Source organism: Sphingorhabdus sp. Alg239-R122 (genome assembly GCF_900537065.1).
In the GTDB taxonomy this organism is placed as follows: Bacteria; Pseudomonadota; Alphaproteobacteria; order Sphingomonadales; family Sphingomonadaceae; genus Alg239-R122.
This window is the reverse complement of sequence record NZ_UNRC01000002.1, coordinates 319,054-341,376: the sequence shown is the minus strand read 5'-3', so window position 1 is coordinate 341,376 and position 22,323 is coordinate 319,054. Positions and strand designations below refer to the sequence as shown.

19 protein-coding genes are annotated in these 22,323 nt (G+C 56.2%); 9 read left to right on the top strand and 10 right to left on the bottom strand.

What is annotated here, in order from left to right:
* Positions 1-239 precede the first annotated feature (239 nt).
* From G6Q15_RS03500 to G6Q15_RS03480, 5 genes are all read right to left on the bottom strand, one after another.
* Positions 240-1,607 carry a terminase family protein gene (locus tag G6Q15_RS03500; RefSeq protein ID WP_240330726.1) on the bottom strand — a complete coding sequence of 456 codons (1,368 nt, stop codon included), beginning with the start codon at positions 1,605-1,607 and terminating at the stop codon, positions 240-242.
* Positions 1,604-2,266, bottom strand: coding sequence for a hypothetical protein (locus G6Q15_RS03495; RefSeq protein WP_164115676.1), 663 nt, complete (start codon positions 2,264-2,266; stop codon positions 1,604-1,606). The genes G6Q15_RS03500 and G6Q15_RS03495 overlap by 4 nt, the downstream gene beginning before the upstream one ends.
* Before the next feature lie 331 nt (positions 2,267-2,597).
* Positions 2,598-3,488 carry a hypothetical protein gene (locus G6Q15_RS03490; RefSeq protein WP_164115674.1) on the bottom strand — a complete coding sequence of 297 codons (891 nt, stop codon included), beginning with the start codon at positions 3,486-3,488 and terminating at the stop codon, positions 2,598-2,600.
* Positions 3,488-4,240 carry a hypothetical protein gene (locus G6Q15_RS03485; RefSeq protein WP_164115672.1) on the bottom strand — a complete coding sequence of 251 codons (753 nt, stop codon included), beginning with the start codon at positions 4,238-4,240 and terminating at the stop codon, positions 3,488-3,490. The genes G6Q15_RS03490 and G6Q15_RS03485 overlap by 1 nt, the downstream gene beginning before the upstream one ends.
* A gap of 76 nt (positions 4,241-4,316) precedes the next feature.
* Positions 4,317-6,158 (bottom strand): patatin-like phospholipase family protein, encoded by a 1,842-nt coding sequence (locus tag G6Q15_RS03480; protein WP_164115670.1) that lies wholly within the window; start codon positions 6,156-6,158, stop codon positions 4,317-4,319.
* A gap of 212 nt (positions 6,159-6,370) precedes the next feature.
* Between G6Q15_RS03480 and G6Q15_RS03475 the strand changes: the two genes are divergently transcribed.
* Positions 6,371-6,988 carry a glutathione S-transferase family protein gene (locus tag G6Q15_RS03475; RefSeq protein WP_164115668.1) on the top strand — a complete coding sequence of 206 codons (618 nt, stop codon included), beginning with the start codon at positions 6,371-6,373 and terminating at the stop codon, positions 6,986-6,988.
* Between the two features lie 25 nt (positions 6,989-7,013).
* Here the strand turns inward: G6Q15_RS03475 and G6Q15_RS03470 are convergent, their stop codons facing one another.
* Together G6Q15_RS03470 and G6Q15_RS03465 are read right to left on the bottom strand one after the other, a co-directional pair.
* Positions 7,014-8,096 (bottom strand): DUF2855 family protein, encoded by a 1,083-nt coding sequence (locus tag G6Q15_RS03470; RefSeq protein WP_164115666.1) that lies wholly within the window; start codon positions 8,094-8,096, stop codon positions 7,014-7,016.
* Positions 8,097-8,504: 408 nt separating this feature from the next.
* A complete protein-coding gene (locus G6Q15_RS03465; RefSeq protein ID WP_164115664.1) occupies positions 8,505-8,780 on the bottom strand; it encodes a metal-sensitive transcriptional regulator in 276 nt (91 codons plus the stop codon).
* Positions 8,781-8,850: 70 nt separating this feature from the next.
* Here G6Q15_RS03465 and G6Q15_RS03460 point away from each other — a divergent pair, with 70 nt between their 5' ends.
* The 4 genes from G6Q15_RS03460 to G6Q15_RS03445 all read left to right on the top strand — a co-directional run bounded on the left by G6Q15_RS03460 (position 8,851) and on the right by G6Q15_RS03445 (position 14,160).
* Positions 8,851-10,686, top strand: coding sequence for a copper resistance system multicopper oxidase (locus G6Q15_RS03460; protein ID WP_164115662.1), 1,836 nt, complete (start codon positions 8,851-8,853; stop codon positions 10,684-10,686).
* Complete coding sequence (locus G6Q15_RS03455) at positions 10,686-11,627, top strand: copper resistance protein B (RefSeq protein WP_164115660.1); 942 nt, start codon at positions 10,686-10,688, stop codon at positions 11,625-11,627. Before G6Q15_RS03460 ends, G6Q15_RS03455 begins: the two co-directional genes overlap by 1 nt.
* A 100-nt stretch (positions 11,628-11,727) precedes the next feature.
* Positions 11,728-13,296, top strand: a complete 1,569-nt coding sequence (locus tag G6Q15_RS03450) for an alanine/glycine:cation symporter family protein (RefSeq protein ID WP_240330725.1) — start codon at positions 11,728-11,730, stop codon at positions 13,294-13,296.
* A gap of 219 nt (positions 13,297-13,515) precedes the next feature.
* Positions 13,516-14,160 carry a YqaA family protein gene (locus tag G6Q15_RS03445; protein ID WP_164115659.1) on the top strand — a complete coding sequence of 215 codons (645 nt, stop codon included), beginning with the start codon at positions 13,516-13,518 and terminating at the stop codon, positions 14,158-14,160.
* Positions 14,161-14,166: 6 nt separating this feature from the next.
* Here G6Q15_RS03445 and G6Q15_RS03440 read toward each other — a convergent pair whose 3' ends face one another.
* Positions 14,167-14,592 carry a VOC family protein gene (locus G6Q15_RS03440; protein ID WP_164115658.1) on the bottom strand — a complete coding sequence of 142 codons (426 nt, stop codon included), beginning with the start codon at positions 14,590-14,592 and terminating at the stop codon, positions 14,167-14,169.
* Positions 14,592-15,254, bottom strand: coding sequence for a hypothetical protein (locus G6Q15_RS03435; RefSeq protein ID WP_164115657.1), 663 nt, complete (start codon positions 15,252-15,254; stop codon positions 14,592-14,594). Before G6Q15_RS03435 ends, G6Q15_RS03440 begins: the two co-directional genes overlap by 1 nt.
* 73 nt (positions 15,255-15,327) lie before the next feature.
* Between G6Q15_RS03435 and lnt the strand changes: the two genes are divergently transcribed.
* Both lnt and metK read left to right on the top strand, forming a co-directional pair.
* Positions 15,328-16,893 (top strand): apolipoprotein N-acyltransferase, encoded by a 1,566-nt coding sequence (gene lnt, locus G6Q15_RS03430; RefSeq protein WP_164115656.1) that lies wholly within the window; start codon positions 15,328-15,330, stop codon positions 16,891-16,893.
* A gap of 71 nt (positions 16,894-16,964) precedes the next feature.
* Complete coding sequence (gene metK, locus G6Q15_RS03425) at positions 16,965-18,188, top strand: methionine adenosyltransferase (protein ID WP_164115654.1); 1,224 nt, start codon at positions 16,965-16,967, stop codon at positions 18,186-18,188.
* A 17-nt stretch (positions 18,189-18,205) separates the two neighbouring features.
* Here metK and G6Q15_RS03420 read toward each other — a convergent pair whose 3' ends face one another.
* Positions 18,206-19,390, bottom strand: coding sequence for a GGDEF domain-containing protein (locus tag G6Q15_RS03420; protein ID WP_164115652.1), 1,185 nt, complete (start codon positions 19,388-19,390; stop codon positions 18,206-18,208).
* A 113-nt stretch (positions 19,391-19,503) separates the two neighbouring features.
* On the opposite strand from G6Q15_RS03420, the gene G6Q15_RS03415 reads away from it, so the two are divergent.
* Positions 19,504-20,202 carry a tRNA (guanine(46)-N(7))-methyltransferase TrmB gene (locus tag G6Q15_RS03415; RefSeq protein WP_164115650.1) on the top strand — a complete coding sequence of 233 codons (699 nt, stop codon included), beginning with the start codon at positions 19,504-19,506 and terminating at the stop codon, positions 20,200-20,202.
* A 70-nt stretch (positions 20,203-20,272) separates the two neighbouring features.
* Positions 20,273-22,321: a response regulator gene (locus tag G6Q15_RS03410; RefSeq protein WP_164115648.1), complete on the top strand. Its 2,049-nt coding sequence runs from the start codon at positions 20,273-20,275 to the stop codon at positions 22,319-22,321.
* Positions 22,322-22,323: the final 2 nt, after the last annotated feature.

The following is a 22,323-nucleotide window of genomic DNA, read 5'->3' as shown; positions in this document are numbered from 1 at the left end:
GTGGGGTGCGGCAGTAAGCCGCGACGGCCGGTCGGCCTTGCCGGGTTGCGACAAGCAACTCGGAACAGCGCCAAACGCCTGCAATCATGTTACCGCAGTTCCGCGAATCGTCCCGTATGGCACAAGTCCGAGCGGCGACTAGCCGCTCGCAAGCGCGACTGCGCGCCCGGCCTTATTGGCCGGAACCCATTTGGAGGCTTTTCGCATAAGCGAAAAATAGCCGTGAAATCAAAAGACTCTCACCCGGCCCACACCCTCGGTTCCACGCGCCTTTCCAGCATCAACTCCGTCAGCGCCCACACCAACGCATCGGCCCTGTCCGGCGATCTTCCCGGGCCCATATAATTGCCGCCCGCCATAAGCCCGCACATTTCATCCTCAAGCTTGCCGAAATGGCCTGCGTGAAACACACGGCCCGCCTCATACAATGCCGCCACCGGCTCCGCCCGGGCGGATTTGCCGCGGCGGGCATGGACCAGCCGGACGGGCAGGTTCATATCTGCCGCCTGCAAAACGCTCCGCACCATATCGCCGCCCTGGTTCGCTTCGGCAACCACCCGGTCCGCTTTCCACGCGGTATAGGTTTTGGCTACGGCAGCGGCCCAGACATGCGGACTGGCTCCGTCCACACTGGCATCGGCCAGCACGTGCGCATTGCCATCTGCCAGTAAACCCGCAGCAATAATGCCGCACGCATCGCCACGGCTGCTCGCAGGCGGATCCACCGCGATTATGATGCGCATATATTCCCTGCTTTCCGGTTCAGCGCGGCACCGCTCGATCAGGCTCCGGCTCCACAAGGCGCCTTCCACATCTCTCAGCAACTCGCCATGCAGTTCCTGCCGCCCCAACTGCCCCGCGCCATATTGCGCGGTCATCATGCCCACAAACGCGCCGGCAAGATGCGTGGCATTGGCATAGGTGGTGCCGCGCGTGATCGCCAATGTGCCATCACCGTCATCATCCATATCCACCAACCGCTGCACCAGCGGCACGGGCCGCGGCGTCGTGGTGGCCAGCACCTGCGGCCGTGTCCCGGCGCGCAGGCCCATCTGAAGATTGTCCCATGCCGCCTCCGCGCGGGTCGAAACCCCCGTTGGCGCATGGTCCCGTTTGCCAATTTCATCGCACCAGCCATGGCTGTGCTCACCGCCGCGCAGGCTGTCCGGATCGGCGGCCGAATAGAGCGTGGCACGCGCACCGCTCGCCCAGCGCAGCCGGCGTAATGAAGGTTCATATATCGGCTGCTCCGCTTCCGGCGTCACCGCGGCTATCCCCGCCGCGCCTTCCACCATCACGCTGCGCGCCTCATGCATGTTCGCCGCGACCAGTGCGATGCGGGCATTGCCATCACGTACGGCAATATCGCGCACCCATTCGGCTCCGCTGCGCGTCTTGCCAAAGCCGCGCCCCGCCATGATCATCCATATGCGCCAGTTGCCCGGCGGCACCTGCTGTTCCTTGCGGCCCCATGTCGCCCAGCTGAAATAAAGCCCGCGCAGTTCATCATCAGGCATTTCATCCAGATATTTCTGCAGCGCCGCCGGATCTGCCCCCGCCAACCGTTCGCCGATTGAGGGTGTGCCATCATATATACGCCGTATCATTCAACTGTATCGCCATCATTGCTGCCCGCGCCCTGCACCAGCTCAGGCCGGGTTTCGAGCAGGCGGGCACGCATATCGGCCAGCCGCCGGTCAAGCCGCGCCCGGATCGAATCCGGTCCGTTCTCAGCCTGCGCCTTTGCCTGTGCCGCAGCGACACGGTTTTCAGACATGCGGTCCAGCCGTTCAAGCACGCGCAATGCAAAACTGTCATTATGCACCTTTACCGTGGCCGTTTGCACACCGCCCGACATTACCGGTTTGGGCGTGCCAAAGCGCGCCCGCGCCAGCAGGTCCATGGACAGTTCGGCATGGGCATTATCGATCACCTGCCGATACGCGGCCTGAAACACCGGATCCTTTTGCCTGTGACACAGCACTGTCTTGCGCGTTGTCCCTGCATATTCGGCGGACTGCGTAATATTGCACGTCTCGGCCAGCTTGCGCAGGAACTTTTCCTTTTGCGCGCCGGAAAATGCATTGTGGCACTGCTTCACCATGAAAGTACGTGCACCGTGACCGCCAGGATTGATAATCTGCGGCACCATTTCACTTTTCACGCCCAAAGCGGCATCCCATTTGCACGCGAAATCACTATCCTTTTTGCGATGCTCATAGACGCAGCTCATGCCAACACCTGCTGCCCGCGCTGCATGTTTCACCACGCGGTGCCTGCGGAGATGCCTCAGAAACTGTTTTTTGCGCTTTTTACCAAATAGTTTTCTTTGGTTTGTTTTGACATTATTTTTTACCATTTTGGTACAATCCTTCTCTCCCCTGAAACTGAGAAAAGGGTTATATGATTCAAAAATACAGAATGGCGATCCATGCGAATTTCACTGCCGGTTCGCAGATTATATGACATGCCCGCTGCACGTCCGAATCACACTATCGCGATGTTCGTCTTATCTACATAAAGAGCGTGACAATGTCAAGATATTTTTACCTATTTGGTTATTAATTTTTCTACAGGTTAATATTCATGACGCCGCCTTACCTGCCAACTGCACTGTCACCAACAATAATTTCTACATCACTGACCAGTTCCACTCCTGTCATATCACTCGAAAATTGCGGATTGGTGGTACTGATCCTGTAAGGAACAGGCTCCCCATTCGGCAGCATGATTTCGCCAGTATTTCCAAACAGGAGCGGCACTTCACCAGACACCAACCGGCCCAACATCCCCTTGATGCGCATGGTAGTGCGTAGATTAAAGCCTGCAACCCGGGTGCTTAGCCTCGCACCGATAGTTTCCGGCGCAATATTATCCATATTATAACGCAGGCTACCTTGTTCTGCCTGTGACAGAGTCAGTTTGAATTTAACCGTTTCGTCTGCTTGCACGGGCACACCTATTGACACTGTGGGAGACCAACCACCGAAGCATTTATTGCGTGCAGTCCCTGCCACCTGTGTACGCCCATCAAAATCGAGCCGACCAGTCAGTATCAACCCATCATTGCGCGACGTGACAGTAAAGTTTTTCAGGACGAGAGCGGCGCGTGTGGAATCATTTTCATGTATAAAGGCATTTTCCGTATCCCGCTCTCTCCCGGTAAGCCGGCACCTTTCCCGCCGCCGGTGTATTGATCTCCTCTTACGGGTTTGCTGGAAACGTAATGTACGATTGGCACTGGGCATTGCCGAAAACCGCTCTGCCCAAGAGGCTAGCGGACGGTATTTCATTTTCGTTCGTAGCGCGGCGGTCGATGCCGATATATCCGGTGTGGATTGCACAATATCCGACTCAAGGTTGCTGACCCGCGTTTCAATCTGTGCAATCTCCCTTTCCAGTCCGGCATTACCACCTGCCAAGGACTGGCATCCGGCAAGAAAGAGCAAGACTGCAATACTGACTCCCATGGTGATATAGCGTTTCATCAAAGCCCCTCCACATTTGCAAAAATATGCACACCGTTTTTCAGGAAAACGATCTGCTTGACGGCGACTCTGCCTTCAACCTTGTTCGCGGGCGTGGACACATTGCCGGTGATTGAGCTGCGATTGCCCGTTGGCAATATGACCTGCCGCACGGAAGCATTAGCGCCTACCGCGAAATCCTGTGCCAGCGGTAGCGTTACAACCGGGAGCTTCTCGGTAAATCGAACTGCTTCAAGAGCCAGAATATCGCGCACAAACCGCGCTTTCGTAAAATTGAATATGCCCCATCGCAGGTCCGGCACGACGCGCGTGGCCACAATGCGCATATTATATTGCCCTGGCTGTTCCGGATCGGCTTCCAGCAACAGGCGTGAGTCCAGTTTAAGCGCAGCTTCCACACCAGAACCTTTGTCACTCGCCTTTGCATCGAGCATTATTCCAGGGCTGCCGGCACGAAAATTCATGCGCGCGGAATTCAGGGTAACGTCAACGTCCCGCCGGCCCACCTTTATGCCAATCATGCTATTGTCAAATCCGGAAAGAATCGCATCAAAGTTACTGCGATTAAGGCTTAGGTACAGGTCATAATCGCCAGGATTATAAAGCGCCGCCTGAGCATTTTCACGAACCTGCAGCATATTTCGCTCAACCTGCAACAAATTGTCACGCTTCAGCGTCAGCAGTTCGCCGCGCGTGCTACAGCCCGCAAGCAGCAATGAAAATGCAGTGATAAATATTGAAATCTTTTGCATAACAGCCCCCTATGTTGTCGAAAACTAAGGCGGCGATGCAGAGATTCCATAATTAAAAATATGTAATCTATTGTGCCTATTCGGTTATCAATTTTTGCAAGGATGCATTTCCCGCTATCTGTTCAGCGACATAATCCGCCGCGATGTCGGCCTGCTTGCGGCCCAGATGCCAGTCAAGTATCCGCATGCCATCCACAATGGGCGGGCTAAGCAATATGTCGCCTTCGCGCAGCATGGAGCGGGCGGCCATCCGGCTGGACACCACCATGGAACGCTGCATCACATCGACCAGTTTCGGAAAATCATCAGGTGCGCGGCGGCGCAGCACGACGTCGCGCAGTAGCTGTCCCCGGCTGCGCAGGCTGTCATAGGCAGCATCAACACGCCATGGCTGCCCGGCATCATTCAGCATCACGACAATATTCGGCCCTGCCTTGCGCGCCCGCATGGTGAGCACGGGGATATTGTCCAGCACGCCCCCGTCCACCAGGATATTGCCCGCATCGTCGATAAAGGGCGGCAATATGGTCGGCAGCGATCCCGATGCGCGAACCGCTTCCCAGAGCGGCCCGCTGTCATGCACATGCAGGTCATTGGTGGTCAGATTGGTCGATATGGCAAAAAACGGGACCTGCTGATCGGTAATATCGCGGGTGCTGTAACGTTCTTTCAGTTCGGCATCAAAAACGCGCGGGTCAAGCAATGAATGAACCGGAACGGTTAAACGTTTCATTGCTTTTTTACCAACAAACATGTCTTCCATCTGATCAAGCGTGGCATCGACATTGTTGCCCTGCGCAATCGCCGCGCCCATCGCCGCGCCCGCGCTGGTGCCGCCAATATAGTCAATCGGTACGCCCGCATCACGCAGCCCCTGCACTATGCCCAGATGCGCACAACCCAGCGCGCCGCCGCCCGCCAGTACCAGGCCCACCGCACATCCGCCCAAAAAGCGCGCCAGTCGCATCATATCTGCTGGAACATCGCGCGCCAGGTGCAGGTGCAGATGCGGTTCACGCGGCCGCATCCAGCGAAGCGTGCCAGAAATTTCGGTATCCGATGTCTCGCGCAACATTACCAGCGTCCGGTTTTCAGGCCAGATCCAGTTGAATGCCGCTTCCTCAAGGTCGGATGGCGTGCTGTCAGCCATGGCAGCGTCCGCCACCATCACCAATGCATCTGCATTACGGCACACCATGCGCGACCAGTCCATGTCTCCGCGCGCATCGACCAGCACATAGCCGCCACGCTCCTCTTCCTTCTGTAACCAGCGCTCATATTCCGCGCTGCTCGCCGCTGTCACGTCACCCTCTGCCACCGCCGTCACTGACTGCGCTGTGCCAATGACCTGTTGCAGCGCATGGCCTGCCTGCTGCACAAAATCTTTCGGATAGTTGCTGTTACCGGCGGGCAGGACAGCAATAACGCGCGCTGCCTGCGCCTCCATCTGCGGCGTTCTTGCGGTCACAGCGGCCAGCCGCCGAGACACCGCACCCAGCAGGACCGATACGATTCCAGGATACGCCGCCGCAACCGCGTCATAGGCTTCCCGCCCCAGCGCCAGCACGATCGAATCGCGCGCTGCCTGCACCGTTGCCGTGCGCTTGCCGCCCCCGAAAAAGGCAAGCTCGCCCACCGGTTCCCCGGCATTGACCTCTGCCACCATGCGCTGTGCGCCATCGGGCTGCGTTACCAAAACACGGAACCGGCCAGTCTGGACAAAAAATATCGCGTTCGCATCATTGCCCTGTTCAACCAGGTTGCGCCCGCCCGGAATAACGCGCCGTTCCGCCGCATCCGCCAGCGCCGCCAGCGCCTCTTCGCCGATTTCACCGAGCAGCGCCTCACGCAGCCAGCCAAACCCAGCCGGTGTGCCTGCCCTGCCCTCATCTCCGTTTTCGTGCGAATTATCTTCCATTCAAAGCCTTTAACAGCTGCGCGTCAGCGTTGATGTTCACCGGTCGATTGCGGCGCTTTTTGCATGTTAGCCCAATTCATGCCCGCGCAAAAGAGGGAGGATATTTCACCAGAGCCAACTGGCGAGGATTTGGCTGTTCGATTTTTAGGACCGATTTTCAGCGCCGACTGTGATAGCATAGTGCCTGCACGGACTCGAAACAGGAGATTATCATGTCGGGCACGATCCAGTTCTATACCAACCCCATGTCACGCGGACAGATTGCCCGTTGGGCGCTGCATGAAGCGGGCGCAGATTATGACCAGCATATTATTGCCTATGAGGACATGAAATCGCCTGATTACCTGGCGGTCAACCCGATGGGCAAAGTTCCTGCGATTGTGCATGATGGTAAGATCGTGACCGAATGCGCCGCAATCTGCGCCTATCTGGCCGATGTCTTTCCAGGCAGCAATCTCACCCCAGCAGCGGACGAGCGCGCGGACTATTACCGCTGGATGTTCTATGGCGCCGGGCCGGTCGAAGCGGCAATCATCAATAACAGCCTGGGTTTTCACACCGACGAAGAAAAATCGCGCATGGCAGGATATGGCACATATGACCAGATGGTGGACGTGCTGGATGGTATGCTGGGCGAGCGCCAATATATATGCGGCGATCGTTTCACGGCGGCGGACATCTATATGGGGTCGCAGGTGATCTGGGGCACGCAGTTCAAAACATTGCCAGAGCGTGATAATTTCACCACCTATGCCGCGCGGCTATCCGAACGCGATGCATACAAGGCGGCAAAAACAATCGACATGGAACTCATGCCCGCACAGGAGTGAAGGTAGAGTCTTTTTGATTTCACCCTCAAAAAGAACACATCAGCCCGCGTGTGGGTGCAACCTTGCCTGCCAGCATTTCGCGGTACGCATCGCGGATGGCCCCGGCACCGTCAATCTGCTCGGCAGTCACCTGGCCCGCTACATCCTTCACGAAACCATTCCAGCGGCCCGCCATTGCTTCAGCAAAGCCCGCTGGGCCAATCTCCGCGATCAGCTCCTGCATCGCGGTCGGCGCAAAGAACAATATGGGCGCAGGGCCAGCCAGCCCCTGCGCACCGCCGCGCGCATCTACATGGGTGGCACCCACCAGTGAGCTAAAGGCGAGGTTGCTGTCGAAATGACTGTGGATAGCAGCCAGCACCTCGCCATTGCCTGCAAAATCTACCGATACGGTGCGCACATCCGCGTCCAGTGTATCGACTGCGCCATAGGCCACAACTTCATCATAAAAGCCAAGGTTTCTCGTAAACTCGACATTGCCTGCCGAAGTCAGGCCAATGCGCTTGATTCCAGGGCTGGAGGCGCGTGCCACGTGCGCCAGCGCCATCGCGGTCTTGGACGACGCGCTGGTCATGACAAGCGCGTCTGCTCCGTGCCATTCCGCACGGCGGAACATATCCTCGATCAGGAAACTGGTGGCAAATAGCGGCGAAAATAGTGAACGCTCGTCCTCAAAATCGGGATGGTGTGCCGGATCCGCTGCCAGCCGCCGGTACTGGCTGTACAGCGGTGACATTTCGTGGCGGTGCGGCGCCATGTCCATAAAGCCGCCGTCCGATATTTTGCCCGGCTGTACGACCAGGTGACTGCCCATGGGCAGGTATCCGTAAAGCCGCTCTCCTACCGCGAAATTATCATGGCCCGATGCCGCCACTTTCGCATGTCCCCACATGGGGAGAATGCCCTTGCCATCATCGCCCGACGGAAAGAAATTCCAGTACTTCATCTGCTCGCCCATCACCGCATAGGTGATGTTATTGGCCGTCAGCGCAAAACTCTCAATCTCCAGCAGCACTTCGCCTGCGCCCAGTTCTGGCAGGTCACTGACGACCGCCTCCGCCTGGGCGAGGTTGTTCTTGTCGATATGGATCTGGGTTTGCTGGGTCATGGCTAGGCGCTCCAAAAATTAATTGAACGGTTAAATTGGCATAACTACAAGATTCGGGCAAGCGGAGTCTGTTTAACCTCGCGGCGAGGTGCTGAGTCTGTTTGACCTCACGGCAATTCACTCCGTGAATGCCTCCGGTGGGGCGGGCCAACAAAGCCCGGTGGCCGGTCAGCCTTGCGGCGCTGCTAGGCGCAGCGGTGGACAGCGCGAAACGATAGCAATCATGCTGCTGCAATTTCACATGAATGTTCCGTATGGCGAAATCCCGGTGCTGCGACCAGCAGCACCGCAAGCGCGACTGCGTGCCCGGCCTTATTGGCCGGAACCCCATCGGAGCTGAATGCGAAGCATTCTAGCGTGAGATCAAAAGACTCGGCATTTCGCCGTGAAATCAAAAAGGACTCTCCCCTACCGCTTCGCCTTTTCGAAAAGTTCGACCAGCTCTGTGAATTTCTCACGCTGGTCCGCCTCGCCTCCGCTTTCAATCGCTTCAGCGACGCAATGCGCGGCATGGTTTTTGAGTATCTCGCTCTCCGCGCGGCCAAGCGCGGCCTTCACCGCCTGGAGCTGGGTAAGGATATCAATGCAATAGCGGTCATCCTCCACCATTTTCGCAATACCGCGCACCTGTCCCTCGATCCGGCGGAAACGGTTGAGAACGCCTGTATTATCCTTTGCATGCATGGCGTATAAATTCCTTCTTGAAATACCCTATAGGGGTATATAGAAGAATGCCCGAGGAGACGCAACGCTCATGACGGATTCGATCACTTCCCCCCGCCTTACCAGACGGCAGATGATTGGCAGTCTCGCAGCGCTGTCTGCCGCTTCCGGCCTCGCCATGCCCGCATGGGCGAAAGGGCAGATGCGCGGCGCAAAGCACCATGGCGCGATCAGGAAAGGCATGGATGAACTCAGCGGGCCGGAAGTGCATCTGCATATCGGTGAGGGCCGCTTCAGTGCGGCTGGGCGCAGCGGGCATGGCATTGCGCTCAACGGCAGCATCCCGGGACCGTTGATCCGCCTGAAAGAAGGGACGCAGGCACAGCTGATGGTCCACAACATGCTGCGCGAGGACAGCTCGGTGCACTGGCACGGGCTGCTTTTGCCGTTCCAGTTTGACGGCGTGCCGGGCATCAGCTTTCCGGGCATTGCGCCTGGCGGCCATTTCACCGCCAAATTCGATGTACGCCAGTCGGGCACCTATTGGTATCACAGCCATTCAGGACTGCAGGAACAGATGGGCCATTACGGCCCGATCATCATTGACCCGTCAGACACGGACCCGGTCGCATATGACCGTGAGCATGTGATCCTGCTCAGCGAATTCACGCCGATGCACCCGCACACAATCATGAAAAAGCTGAAGACCGGCGAAGGTTATTTCAGCCGGCAGAAAACCAGCGCCAGCGACGATTATGCTTTCAGCGGGGAGCAGCGCCGCATGTGGGGCCGCATGCGGATGATGCCCACCGATATCGCCGATGTATCCGCACCGGCATATAGCTATATGATTAATGGTTATGCCACCGGGGACGGCCTGGAGTTGCCGTACCAGCCAGGTGAACGGGTGCGGCTGCGCATCATCAATGGCAGCGCGATGACATTTTTCAATATCCGCCTGCCCGGCCTGCCGATGCAGGTGGTGCAGGCCGACGGGCAGGACGTGGAACCGGTCGAGGTGGACGAACTGCAGATCGGTGTCGCCGAAACCTATGATGTGATTGTCAGTCCGCGCGAAGCGGGTGCGATTGCACTAATCGCCGAAAGCATGGACCGTTCCGGCATGGCAGCGGCCATGCTGACAAGCACGCCAGGCGCAAGGGCGGCTATCCCGCCGCTGCGCGATCCACCTTTACTGACCATGACAGATATGGGGCATGGGACGGGCATGGAGCATGGAGCAGATACGGGCCATGACGATATGGACGATGGTAAAATGGACCACACCGCAATGGGACATGGCACGCAAACCACGATCGAAGCTGCAAAACCAATGATGGACCATAGCGGTCACGATATGGCAGGCGGCATGAATATGCGCGACACGTCACGGCTGCCCGATACGGTCAAGACCGGCCCCGGCATCGATATGGTCGCCATGAATCCTCTCGACCGCACCGGCTATCCAGGTCTGGGGCTGGATGACGTGCCGCACCGGGTGCTTAATTACCGGATGTTGCGTTCGCTGGAACCCGACCACCACAAACGCGTGCCCGGGCGTGAGATGGAGCTGCACCTGACCGGCAATATGGAACGCTATATGTGGAGTTTCGACGGGAAGAAATTCAGCGCAGTGGGCGATGACCCGATCCACTTTGCCCATGACGAACGCGTGCGGGTGAAGCTGGTCAACGACACGATGATGGCGCACCCCATCCACCTGCACGGCATGTTTTTCGAAATCGTCAACGGACAGGGCCATCACCAGCCAAAAAAACACACGCTGATCGTCCAGCCGGGCAGCAGCGCCAGCTTTGATGTCACCACCGACGAGCCGGGCGACTGGGCGTTCCACTGCCACCTGCTCTACCATATGCACGCCGGCATGATGCAGGCGGTCAGCGTCGCCTTTGCGGGGGATGCGTGATGCCCGTCCTTGCCGCTGTCCTGCTCGTCTTTCCTGTCACCGCAACTGCGTTTGCGGCGCAGGACCATGCCCAGCATCAACACCATGGCACGCATGAAATGCCCGCACCGCCCGAAAAAACATCCGAAGACGCACTTGAGACCGACCACAGCCAGATGGATCATACACAAATGGACCATGGCGATCACAAGCCCGCCCGGCCCCAAAACCCGTCAGCCAATGCGGAATCCGGTCCGATCCGCGCCGCCGATGCCATTTGGGGCGCGGACGCGATGCGGCCATCACGCGAGGCGCTGTACCGCGAGCACGGCAACATGCAGGTTTTCTGGTTCCAGGGTGACCGGGCAGAATATCGCGCCCGTGCGGGTCATGACGGCTATCTGTGGGACGCGCAGGGCTATTATGGCGGCGACATCAATAAATTCTGGTTCAAAAGCGAGGGTGAAGGCAGTTTTGGCGAAGCCGTGGAAGATGCCGAGGTGCAGGCGCTCTACAGCCGCGCCATAGCGCCCTTCTGGGATGTGCAGGCCGGGGTGCGGCAGGACCTGGCGGGTCCGTGGCGCACCCATGCCGTGTTCGGCGTGCAGGGGATCGCACCCTATATGTTTGAGGTGGACGCGGCGGCTTTCCTGTCAGACAAAGGCAATCTTACCGCACGTATCGAGGCCGAGTATGACCAGCGCCTTACGCAAAAACTCATCGTGCAACCGCGCATTGAGACGAACCTGTCGGCGCAGGACATTCCTGAACTCAGCATTGGTGCAGGCATTGACAATGTGGAGTTGGGGCTGCGGCTACGTTACGAAATCACCCCCGAATTCGCGCCTTATATCGGTGTAGAACAGGAATGGAAACTGAGCCGCAGCCGCAATTTCGTCCGCGCGGAAGGCGAAGATGCCAGCGTCACGAATTATGTCGTGGGTGCGCGCTTCTGGTTCTGAGTGTAGCCTTTTACACAGTCGCAAGCTTAAACATTTGCGAAATCCGCCGCGCCTGCTAATCCTGCTTCCCAATAAGAAAAATTTACTGGGAGGAATTTTCGTGAGCGCAGCAGAACAGGGTAGCTTTGCCGCCGCATTGGAGGGGATGATTGATCCCATCACCAATGTGTCGGACTTTATCTGGGCCGGACAATGGAATGGCGAAGAGCTGATGCCCTTCCCGCCCATGGTCATTATCCTGCTTGGCGCAGGATTATATTTCATGTTCGGCCTTAAAGGCTATCCGGTGCGCAAATTATTCCCTGCGATGGCTGGGCTTTTCAAGAAATCCGATGGCAAGGGCGCGGGTGAAATTTCGCCTTTTGCCGCGCTTTCGACTGCGCTTTCCGGACAAGTCGGTACGGGCAACCTTGCCGGTGTGGCCACCGCGATCACGCTGGGCGGCCCGGGCGCGATATTCTGGATGTGGGTCACGGCCCTGTTCGGCATGGCGCTGGCCTTTGCCGAAGGTTCACTGGCAGTGCGTTTCCGTGAAAAGACAGAGGAAGGCACATATCGCGGCGGACCGATGACATATATCACGCTGGGCCTGGGCCCAAAGTGGAAATGGCTCGCTGTCCTGTTCTGTCTCGGCACGCTGTTTTCGGCGGTTGTGACGGGCAACGGCATTCAGGCCAACAGCCTGGGCGACAGTGCCAATGAACTGTTCGGTATCGAAGAATGGATTGGCGGGCTGGTCGCCGCGATTGCCGTATTTGTCGTGATTATCGGCGGCATCAAATCTATCGGCCGGGTTGCAGAAACAATTGTACCGTGGATGGCGGGCGCATATTTGTTGATGGCGCTCGTCGCGCTGTTGATGAACCTGCCTGACCTGCCCGAAACATTCGCACGCATTTTCGGCGGCGCATTTAATGCGCAATCGGCAAGCGGCGGTTTCCTGGGCGCGGCGATCATTATCGCGATCCGTGCCGGTGTCGCGCGCGGCCTGTTTTCCAACGAGGCGGGTCAAGGCTCAACCCCAATCGCCCACGCCGTTGCACAGACCAATGATCCTGCCGCTCAAGGCCGTTTTGCGATGATGGGCACATTTATCGACACGGTGGTCATCTGCACCATGACAGCGCTTGTCATGCTCACCGTTCAAGGCGATTTTACCGCAACAGTCGATGGCGCAACCGTGGCTGTCAATCATGCATGGCAATCTGATCTGAATGGTTTTGCCATGACATCGGGTGCCTATGCGGCAGCATTTCCTTACACTATATTCAGTATTCCGGTTGGCACGCTGATCGTCTCGGTCGCGCTGATCCTGTTTGTGTTCACCACTCTTCTTACCTGGAGCTATTACGGCGAACGTGCGATTACGTACCTCTACGACCAGCTTCCCGGGGCTTCACTGCGCGGCGAAAAAACGCTGCACATGATCTGGCGGGTGCTGTGGTGCGTCGTGATCTTTGTCGGTTCATTCGCACCGCTTGAACTGGTCTGGCGCCTCGGCGACATTTCCAATGCGGCGATGACGCTGCCGAACATTGTTGCATTGATGGCATTGTCAGGCGTGGTGTTTGCACTCGCCAAGGGCAATCGCACTGCAGGCACTGATCATGGCCGTGAAACCCCGGCTGAATTATCAGAGGAAATCTCGGGCGCGCCAGGCGGGCATTGATATGTTGATTTGATTGCTTCACGGCAATAATTCGGCACAGCCCATTCCCCTGCCCAACCTCCCGATAATTTACTACCGTGCCGGAAGGTTGGGCGGGGGAGCGGGATAGCGCCGAATTGCGAACGAGAGTGAGCCAGATACAATCCAATCGACTTATGGATAAGAATACGGCACAGACCCATTCATCTCCACTAAACAAACAGAAACGTAACAGACCCCATGCTCAAAAAACTCTATGACTGGACCATGGAAAAAGCCTCGCACCATCATGCGGGACGATGGCTGTTTGTAATCTCTTTCATGGAAAGCTCTTTCTTCCCGATCCCGCCGCACCCGCTTTTGGGTTTGATGTGCCTGGCACGTCCGGAAAAAGCGCTCCGTTATGGCATTTTGTGCACCATAGCATCAGTTCTGGGCGGGCTGTTTGGTTATGCGATCGGATTTTTCCTTTACGAAACCGTTGGTCAGTCAGTGCTGTCCATTCTGGGGCTTTCGCAAAGCTTCCCTTCTGCTGCCTGCTACCTGCGCGAATATGGTGCGGAGATCATATTGGTAAAAGGCGCAACACCTATCCCGTTCAAGCTGCTGACCATTACTGCCGGTTTCATCCATATGGATCTATTCACATTCATATGGGCCAGCATATTGTCTCGCGGTTTCCAGTTTATTCTGGTCGGCTTCCTGTTCTGGAAATTCGGTGCCCCAATTAAAGTCTTTATTGAGAAATATCTCGGTATTTTGAGCGTTCTTTTTGTGGTGTTGGTTGTTGGCGGTTTCATATTGGCTGCACAGCTAAGCGGTCCTGGTGAAGGCGACAAATGCAGCGGCGTCACATCAATCGAGCAATTGAACGATCCGATCTAAACGGGCTTAATCCACCGCAAATATCTGTGCATCATCGGCAAAGGCCTTAAACTCCAGCGCATTTCCACTGGGGTCTTGGAGAAACATGGTCGCCTGTTCTCCCGCCTGCCCTGCAAAACGGATATGCGGCTCTATGACAAATTTTGTGTCCGCAGCGATCAACCGATCAGACAGCGCCTGCCATTGCGGCATAGCCAAAATTACACCGAAATGCGGCACAGGCACAGCGTTACCATCAACCATATTGATGACGGGACGCACCGTGTGGCTCTCATCCAGGTGCGCAACAAATTGATGCCCGAACAGGTTGAAATCAATCCAGCGATCCGATGATCTGCCTTCTTCGCAGCCCAGCACATCCCCGTAAAACCTGCGCGCCATATCCAGGTCATGCACCGGCACGGCCAGATGAAACGGACGCAGACCCTGCATCACGGTTTGGCGAGTTCGAAACAGTGTTCGTAATCTATATTCTGATCTGGCTCTGCAGCGGCATCAGCGGTAATCTTTTCACGTACGCTGAACAGATACGTGTCGATTTCAAAACCACTCTTGCCCTGCTCGCGCAGCATGTCGCGTGCCCGCGAGCCAAGCACGGTGGCCAGAGTCTTCATGTCCTGCGCAGCGGGTGACAAGCCTTCACGGGCGTAAATCTCTTCATAGGCGAGTTGCAGATATATGGCACATTGCGGCAATGCCGGTTTGTCCGGCGGCGGTACAGCGGCATCAAGCAGCGGCAGGCACGTTCCCATATTTGCAGCCACGGCCGCGGTCGGATCATTGCTTTCGCGCGCCTCTTTCTGCAGTTGCTCCGCCACGTCCACCCATTCCTGCTGCACCGCTTCGCGCGGCTGGCCGGTTTGCTCCACAATGCGCTGGCCTATATCGGCAAAATAGGCTTTCCCACGCTTGCCGAGCGCAGGATATTCGAGCGCTGATTGCACGCCCCTGCCCTGCTCGGACGCCACAATCGCGAACACCGCGGCGCAGCGCATGTCACGGCGATGAATATCGGTGAGCGGCCTTATCTGCTGTACAGGGGCGGTAGGAGACGCCTGTGCAAGCAGGGCGGTAAAAAGAGCGGTAAATATCATGCTGTGGAACATGGGCCGGTGCCCTGTAAAAAGCAAGATTGCATCGCACGCAAAGCAAAGGCATAGCGTTGCCATGCACATTCTGACGCGAATATTCGATTATCCCAAATGGCTGGCGCTTATCACTGGCGTTCTGTCCGCAACAGGTTTTGCGCCGCTCGGTCTATGGCCGGCCACTCTGGTATGCCTTGCGCTGCTGATTCACCTGATAGCCATCGCACCGAATAAAAAAGCGGCTTTTGGGCGAGGCTGGCTCTTTGGTTTGGGGCATTTCGTGCTTGGGTTGAACTGGATCGCCACGGCTTTTACTTTTCAGGCCGCTATGCCTGTATGGCTGGGCTATATCGCGGTAGTCCTGCTCTCGCTTTATCTGGCGCTTTATCCGGCGCTGGCGGCGCTGGCGGCATGGTGGATCGCAAAATTAATCCAGGGCCGGAATGGCGTAGCAAGGGCGAACTGGGTTCTAGTTCTCGCATTTGCCGGAATGTGGATCATTACCGAATGGCTGAGAAGCTGGGTCTTTACCGGATTTAGCTGGAATCCGTTGGGTGCATCACTTGTCACCCTTCCTATGACCGGTTTCACCAAAATAACAGGTACATATGGCCTGGCTGGCTTTGTAGTCTTATTCTCGGCAGCATTGGTGTTTTTGCTACAAAGAAACTGGAAGTCTTCGCTTTCCATGCTCGCACTGCTTGCGGCGCTAAACCTGGCACCTTTTTTCTGGATAACTGAAACAGCACCCGCCAAAACCCCCATCACAGTCGTCCAGCCCAATATCGGCCAGGATGTGAAATGGGAGGAAGACAATGCCGCACAGAATTTTGCAAAGCTCGCGCAGCTGACACAATCAGACAGCAGTAAGCCGCGCCTGATATTCTGGCCTGAAGCCGCAATTCCCGACTTTCTGGAAAAAGGTTATCCCAACCGTTTCTATTACCCCGGTTCGCCCGAACAATCGCGGGCTCGGCTGCGCGCCACGATGAACACCGGCGATATCATGGTGCTGGGTGCGCTCAAGCTCGACGTGAATGCGGGCGGACAGATTTACGGCGCCCGCAACAGCGTGATGGCGATGGATACCGATAGCGAGCTTATCAGCAGTTATGACAAAAGCCATCTCGTTCCCTATGGCGAGTATCTGCCCATGCGCCCTCTTCTGTCGCTGTTCGGGCTTAGCCGCCTTGCCCCCGGCGACCTTGATTTCACCCCCGGCCCCGGCCCGCGCAATATTGACTTGGCCAGTTTTGGGACGGCAGGCATTCAGGTCTGTTATGAAATCATCTTTTCCGGCCAGGTGGTTGATCCTGACAACCGGCCCGATTTCATTTTCAACCCCAGCAACGATGCATGGTTCGGTGCATGGGGACCGCCCCAGCATCTGGCACAGGCACAACTGCGCGCGGTTGAGGAAGGACTGCCCGTCATCCGGTCCACACCGACGGGCATCAGTGCCGTGGTTGATGCAAATGGCCGGATACGGGAATCGGTGCCCATCGGACAGGCAGGACGGATTGATACCGCACTGCCCGCCGCACATGCGCCGACCCTGTTTGCGCGTTATGGCAACATATTGCCAATCGTATTTGCCATCATATTGCTCATATCGGCTGTTGCTATTGGCAGGCACCGCCGTTAAAGGGCGTATAAAGAATTCTTTATATGTATAAGTGCGTCGCAAAGCACTATATCGAAACGATAGGAAAACTCATGCGCAACAGCTATTTATTCACATCCGAATCCGTTTCCGAAGGACATCCGGACAAGGTATCCGACCAGATTTCCGACGCCATTGTCGACCTATTCCTCTCCAAAGACGCCGAAGCGCGTGTGGCCTGCGAAACGTTGACCACCACGGACCGTGTCGTGTTGGCGGGTGAAATACGCTGCCGCGGCGTATATGACGCCGAAAATGGCTGGGCCGATGGTGCGCTGGAAGAGATTGAGGAGACCGTGCGCGATACAGTCCGCCGCATCGGTTATGAACAGGACGGTTTTCACTGGGAAACGCTGACATTTGAAAATCACCTGCACGGCCAGTCTGCGCATATTGCGCAGGGCGTGGACGCGGGCGAAGAAAAAGACGAAGGCGCGGGCGATCAGGGCATCATGTTCGGTTATGCCTGTGATGAAACCCCCGATTTAATGCCAGCAACGCTGGATTACAGCCACAAGATCCTGGAACGGCTTGCCGAAGATCGCCACAGTGGCAAAGCCCCGTTCCTGGAACCTGACAGCAAAAGCCAGGTTTCGCTGCGCTATGTCGATGGCAAACCTGTTGAGGCCACCGCTCTGGTAGTGTCCACACAGCACGCACCCGGATATTTCTTTCACAACGGCGAAGGCGATGAGGCCAAATATAATGAACTGCGCGATTATGTCGTTGGCGTGTTCAAAGACGTTTTGCCCGGTGGTTTTGTAACCGACCAGACCGTCATTCATGTCAATCCGACGGGGCGTTTTGAAATTGGCGGCCCTGACGGTGATGCTGGCCTGACCGGCCGTAAAATCATTGTCGATACCTATGGTGGCGCTTCCCCGCATGGCGGCGGCGCGTTCTCTGGCAAGGATCCGACGAAAGTCGACCGCAGCGCGGCCTATGTCACGCGCTATCTCGCCAAGAATATTGTCGCGGCCGGGCTTGCCAAACGCTGCACGATACAGCTGTCCTACGCCATTGGCGTAGCTGAACCGCTGTCCGTCTATGTCGATTTGCACGGCACCGGCGCGGACGGCGTTGATGAAGCCAAGATTGAAGCCGTGCTGCCAAACCTGGTGCGCCTGACACCCAAAGGCATTCGTGAACATCTGAGCCTGAATAAGCCGATCTACGCGAAAACCGCCGCCTATGGCCATTTTGGCCGGACAGCAGACGGTGACCTTTTCCCATGGGAAAAAACTAATCTAGTCGATAAACTGAAAGCAGCACTCTAGGGCAATTGCTCTAAGGGCTAGGCCACATGTTCCACTGGCACTTCACGGCGCAGGTCAGCGCTGTCGATGATACGGTTGCGACCACGGTCTTTGGCTGCATATAAAGCCATGTCGGCGCGCCTGAGCGTGCGTTTCAGCGTCTCGTCATTCTGCGTATAGGCAATACCAAAGCTCGCGGTAATTGACGCGCCTGAAGGCAATTCCGGGTGCACCAGCAACCCGAATGCCAAACGTAAATGCTCGGTAAGCTCGTGCGCAACCGCGGAACTGGTGCCGTTAAGTATGACGGCAAATTCCTCACCTCCGACCCGCGCGACCTGGCCATGGTGCTCGATAACCGCTTTTGCCGTTGTCGCCATACGGGCCAGCACGGCATCACCGGTATGATGGCCGTAATTGTCATTCACCTGCTTGAAGGCATCAACATCGAACATCATCACCGCGCGGCCAACCAATTGCTCGTCAGCATTTGCACCCGTTTCTTCGAGTAGTTCTTCATAACCGCGGCGATTGAGCACACCTGTCAGCGGATCAATGACATTCACCTGCTGCGTGCGCACCACGATGTCATAGCCCGCAGCGATAAGCAGCGTGACTGCGCCCGCCAAACTGGCAACCGCGATTGTCATTTGCTGGGCCAACGCCTCTGTTGATGTCGTGTAAGTCTCATGCGTATGCGTTTCCCCCATCACCATGAAAATGATGATGGGTCGCAGCAGGTAGCTTCCCACAAGCCCGCACGTAACCCAGAAAATAGCCTTGTCAATCGCAATGGTCGCGGACTGCCACAGCAAGGGCAGCACTGTCATCAGCACAAAAGCGGAAAACAGATTTGCTACTATTGAGCGTGTGATAAGGTCATCCTGAACAAAGCTGAACCAGCTTTGCGCGGCAAGTCCAGCAAGCAATAATACGCTGATCGGCAATACCGGAACCTGTTTTTTCAGGCGCGTGCATACAGCCATGATGATACATATTCCCGACATCCAGAAAAATGTATTGGTGACATAATCCGCTATAATTGACGGAAATATCGTGCGGTTAATATCCGTCAGATACGCGAGCAGCGCCGCAGCATAGGCCGCAGAAACCCAGGCGGGAAAATGATGTTTCCGGTCATAAAGATACAGGCCTAGAAAGACCCCCGAAAACAGCATTAAGATCACCATGGTCAGTATGGAGAAAAAATCGCTACTATTCATAAGTTTATGAAATAGTTAAAGAGTGTAAACAATTGGTTAACGCGCGTATGGATTTACATGTGTAACAATCATCAAACTTGCAAAATATCTGCAACTGTCTAATCGGCTATCCCATGTCCCATAAACCCCATTCCGATCCCACCACGATGCGCCGGCTTTATGGCCGCTCCAAGGGCAAGAAACTGCGTGATGGTCAGCAATTGCTTGTCGATGAACTGCTGCCGCAGATATCCGTGCCAACGGAAGGTCCGGTCACGGCAAAGGGACTTTTCGGCGCGAACCGACCGATGCATTTCGAGATCGGTTTCGGTTCTGGCGAGCATATGGCCTACCGTGCTGACATGCTGCCCGATCACGGATTTATCGGTTGCGAGCCTTTTGTGAACGGCGTGGTTGGCGCGCTCATGCATATCCGCGATGGTGTCCTGCCCAATATCCGTCTGCATATGGGCGACGCACTCGATGTGCTGGAGCGTATTCCCGATGATGCGCTCAGCTTCGTTTATCTGCTCCATCCCGATCCATGGCCGAAAGCGCGCCATGCCAAAAGACGTTTCATGAACCATGGCCCGGTTGATCTGATTGCCCGTAAACTAAAGGCAGGCGGCGAATTTCGTTTTGGTACAGACCATCCCGTCTATGTCGAACACGCTATGATGATCATGCGCCAACGCAGCGAATTTGAATGGCTATGCGACAGTGCAAACGATTTCCTGACACGTCCGGGCGGCTGGCCCGAAACCCGTTATGAGGCAAAGGCGCGCAAACAAGGGCATGAAGTATGGTATTTTCGCTATCGCCGCTGCGGATAATCAGGTTTGCTTGGAGGCCCATGACTAGCTAAGGTGACAGCCCATCAAACAGGCAGGCCATTTTCCACCCATGTTCCAGGACGCAGATTCGACACAGCAGCTATTCCTGGGAGATGACGAGGCGGGCAGGCTCGCAGCGCTGCGTTCCTATGACATACTGGATAGCACGACAGAGCGGCTGTTCGACGATCTGGTTGCGACTGCACAGACAATTGCAAATGTTCCCATCGCATATATGGCGCTGATCGATGAAGAACGGCAGTGGTTCAAATCAGCGATCGGCCTCAGTGACACTGAAACACCGCGCAACATTGCTTTTTGTGACCATGCCATCCGCCAGAATGAAGTGATGATTGTGCTGGATGCGCACAAGGATCCCCGTTTTACCGACAACCCCCTTGTCACCGGGCCGCCGCATATCCGCTTTTATGCAGGTGCGCCGATAATCTCACCCGAAGGTTATGCTGTTGGCACAATCTGTATGTCGGATACAAAGCCGCGCGATGATTTCAAATATTCCAATGCCCTCGCCGCTTTGGCACGGCAGGCAGCAGCGTTGCTGGAATTGCGCAAAAATCTGGCGGTGAAACAGATTGCAGCAGAACTCGCCGCTGACCAGCGTGACCGGCTGTGGGACAGTTCGCTCGATATGATGCTTATTGCACGCAGCAATGGCACGATTGTGGCCGGTAATCCTGCGTGGGAACAGGCTTTTGGAGAGATAGATCCAAATAGCGGAAAGAAAGTCGCTGATTATTTCCATGAAGATGAGGACCGCGGGCCCGCAACTCTTGAAAATGACGAAACCAGTGTCACTCTGGAGCGCATCATGCGTGGCAGCAACGGGGATGCACTTTACTTAAGCTGGAATCTTGCCAGACAGGATGACCTGATTTTCGGTATTGCCCGCGATATCACCCAGGACCGTGAGACCGAGGCGCAACTCGCACATGTACAACGCATGGAATCCATCGGCCAATTGACCGGCGGAATTGCCCATGATTTCAATAACCTGCTCACTATTATCCTGGGCAATCTTGATATAGCGCGCAGCCGGCTTCGGAAAGAAGCCTATGAGAAAGCCGATCTTGCCATCGGCAACGCGCGTGAAGGTGCGCAGCGTGCCGCCACACTCACGCAAAGGCTACTTGCCTTTGCCCGGCGCCAGTCGCTGACCCCGGCCATCACATCCGTCAACGAGCTTATCGATGGCCTGATCCCTCTGGCTAAACAGGTGCTGGATGCGCGCCATAGTTTCAATATCCAATGTGCGGCGCGTACATGGCCCATCAATATCGATGCAGCGCAGCTTGAAAATGCCATCCTCAACCTGATCGTCAATGCGCGTGATGCGTTTGATCAGGATAGCGAGCGAGATGCGCGTATCACGCTGAAAGTCGGTAATTACACCGTGAGTGAAACGGACAGCGAACAGCTTGGCGGCCATGCAAGCAACGGTGACTTTGTCAAAATATGTGTCAGTGATACCGGGTCAGGCATTGCCGATGACATTGCGGAAAAGATTTTCGAACCATTTTTCACAACCAAGGAAACCGGCAGAGGAACTGGGCTGGGGCTGAGTCAGGTGCAGGGGTTTGTGCTGCAATCAGGTGGTTTTGTCACGCTTGATACCGAAATCGGTAAAGGCACGACCATTTCCCTGTGGCTGCCCGCCGCGGAGCATCAAGACGATATTTCCGCGAGCGAGCCGGTTTCAGCAGCGCATGACGAAATGCCCGCGAAGGACATGGCTGACAAGTTCGTGTTGCTGGTCGAAGACAATCATGACTTGCGCGGGCATGTGGCCGAATTGCTGCGTGAAGAGGGAATGGATGTGACAGAAGCAAGCGAAGGCGAAGAGGCGATCGCCATATTGCGCGGCATGCCCCGAAAACCCGGACTTGTGCTATCCGATATCCGTATGCCGCGCATGGATGGCCAACAGTTGGCAGCCCATGTCAAAAGCGAATTCCCCGATATTCCGGTTGTACTGATGACAGGCTATGCTGGTGGAGAGCTTTCAGGTGACGGCCCGCATGCCGACCTGCTCAATAAACCTTTTTCACCCGATGAGCTTATCGGCATGATGCGCAGGCACTTGCTGGGTGAGCAGGGCTAGCC

Coding starts and splice junctions, on each gene's coding strand:
- G6Q15_RS03500 (WP_240330726.1), bottom strand. CDS start 1,607: ATGATACGGCGTATATATGATGGCACACCCTCAATCGGCGAACGGTTG.
- G6Q15_RS03490 (WP_164115674.1), bottom strand. CDS start 3,488: ATGAAACGCTATATCACCATGGGAGTCAGTATTGCAGTCTTGCTCTTT.
- G6Q15_RS03485 (WP_164115672.1), bottom strand. CDS start 4,240: ATGCAAAAGATTTCAATATTTATCACTGCATTTTCATTGCTGCTTGCG.
- G6Q15_RS03480 (WP_164115670.1), bottom strand. CDS start 6,158: ATGGAAGATAATTCGCACGAAAACGGAGATGAGGGCAGGGCAGGCACA.
- G6Q15_RS03475 (WP_164115668.1), top strand. CDS start 6,371: ATGTCGGGCACGATCCAGTTCTATACCAACCCCATGTCACGCGGACAG.
- G6Q15_RS03470 (WP_164115666.1), bottom strand. CDS start 8,096: ATGACCCAGCAAACCCAGATCCATATCGACAAGAACAACCTCGCCCAG.
- G6Q15_RS03465 (WP_164115664.1), bottom strand. CDS start 8,780: ATGCATGCAAAGGATAATACAGGCGTTCTCAACCGTTTCCGCCGGATC.
- G6Q15_RS03460 (WP_164115662.1), top strand. CDS start 8,851: ATGACGGATTCGATCACTTCCCCCCGCCTTACCAGACGGCAGATGATT.
- G6Q15_RS03455 (WP_164115660.1), top strand. CDS start 10,686: ATGCCCGTCCTTGCCGCTGTCCTGCTCGTCTTTCCTGTCACCGCAACT.
- G6Q15_RS03445 (WP_164115659.1), top strand. CDS start 13,516: ATGCTCAAAAAACTCTATGACTGGACCATGGAAAAAGCCTCGCACCAT.
- G6Q15_RS03440 (WP_164115658.1), bottom strand. CDS start 14,592: ATGCAGGGTCTGCGTCCGTTTCATCTGGCCGTGCCGGTGCATGACCTG.
- G6Q15_RS03435 (WP_164115657.1), bottom strand. CDS start 15,254: ATGATATTTACCGCTCTTTTTACCGCCCTGCTTGCACAGGCGTCTCCT.
- lnt (WP_164115656.1), top strand. CDS start 15,328: ATGCACATTCTGACGCGAATATTCGATTATCCCAAATGGCTGGCGCTT.
- metK (WP_164115654.1), top strand. CDS start 16,965: ATGCGCAACAGCTATTTATTCACATCCGAATCCGTTTCCGAAGGACAT.
- G6Q15_RS03420 (WP_164115652.1), bottom strand. CDS start 19,390: ATGAATAGTAGCGATTTTTTCTCCATACTGACCATGGTGATCTTAATG.
- G6Q15_RS03415 (WP_164115650.1), top strand. CDS start 19,504: ATGTCCCATAAACCCCATTCCGATCCCACCACGATGCGCCGGCTTTAT.
- G6Q15_RS03410 (WP_164115648.1), top strand. CDS start 20,273: ATGTTCCAGGACGCAGATTCGACACAGCAGCTATTCCTGGGAGATGAC.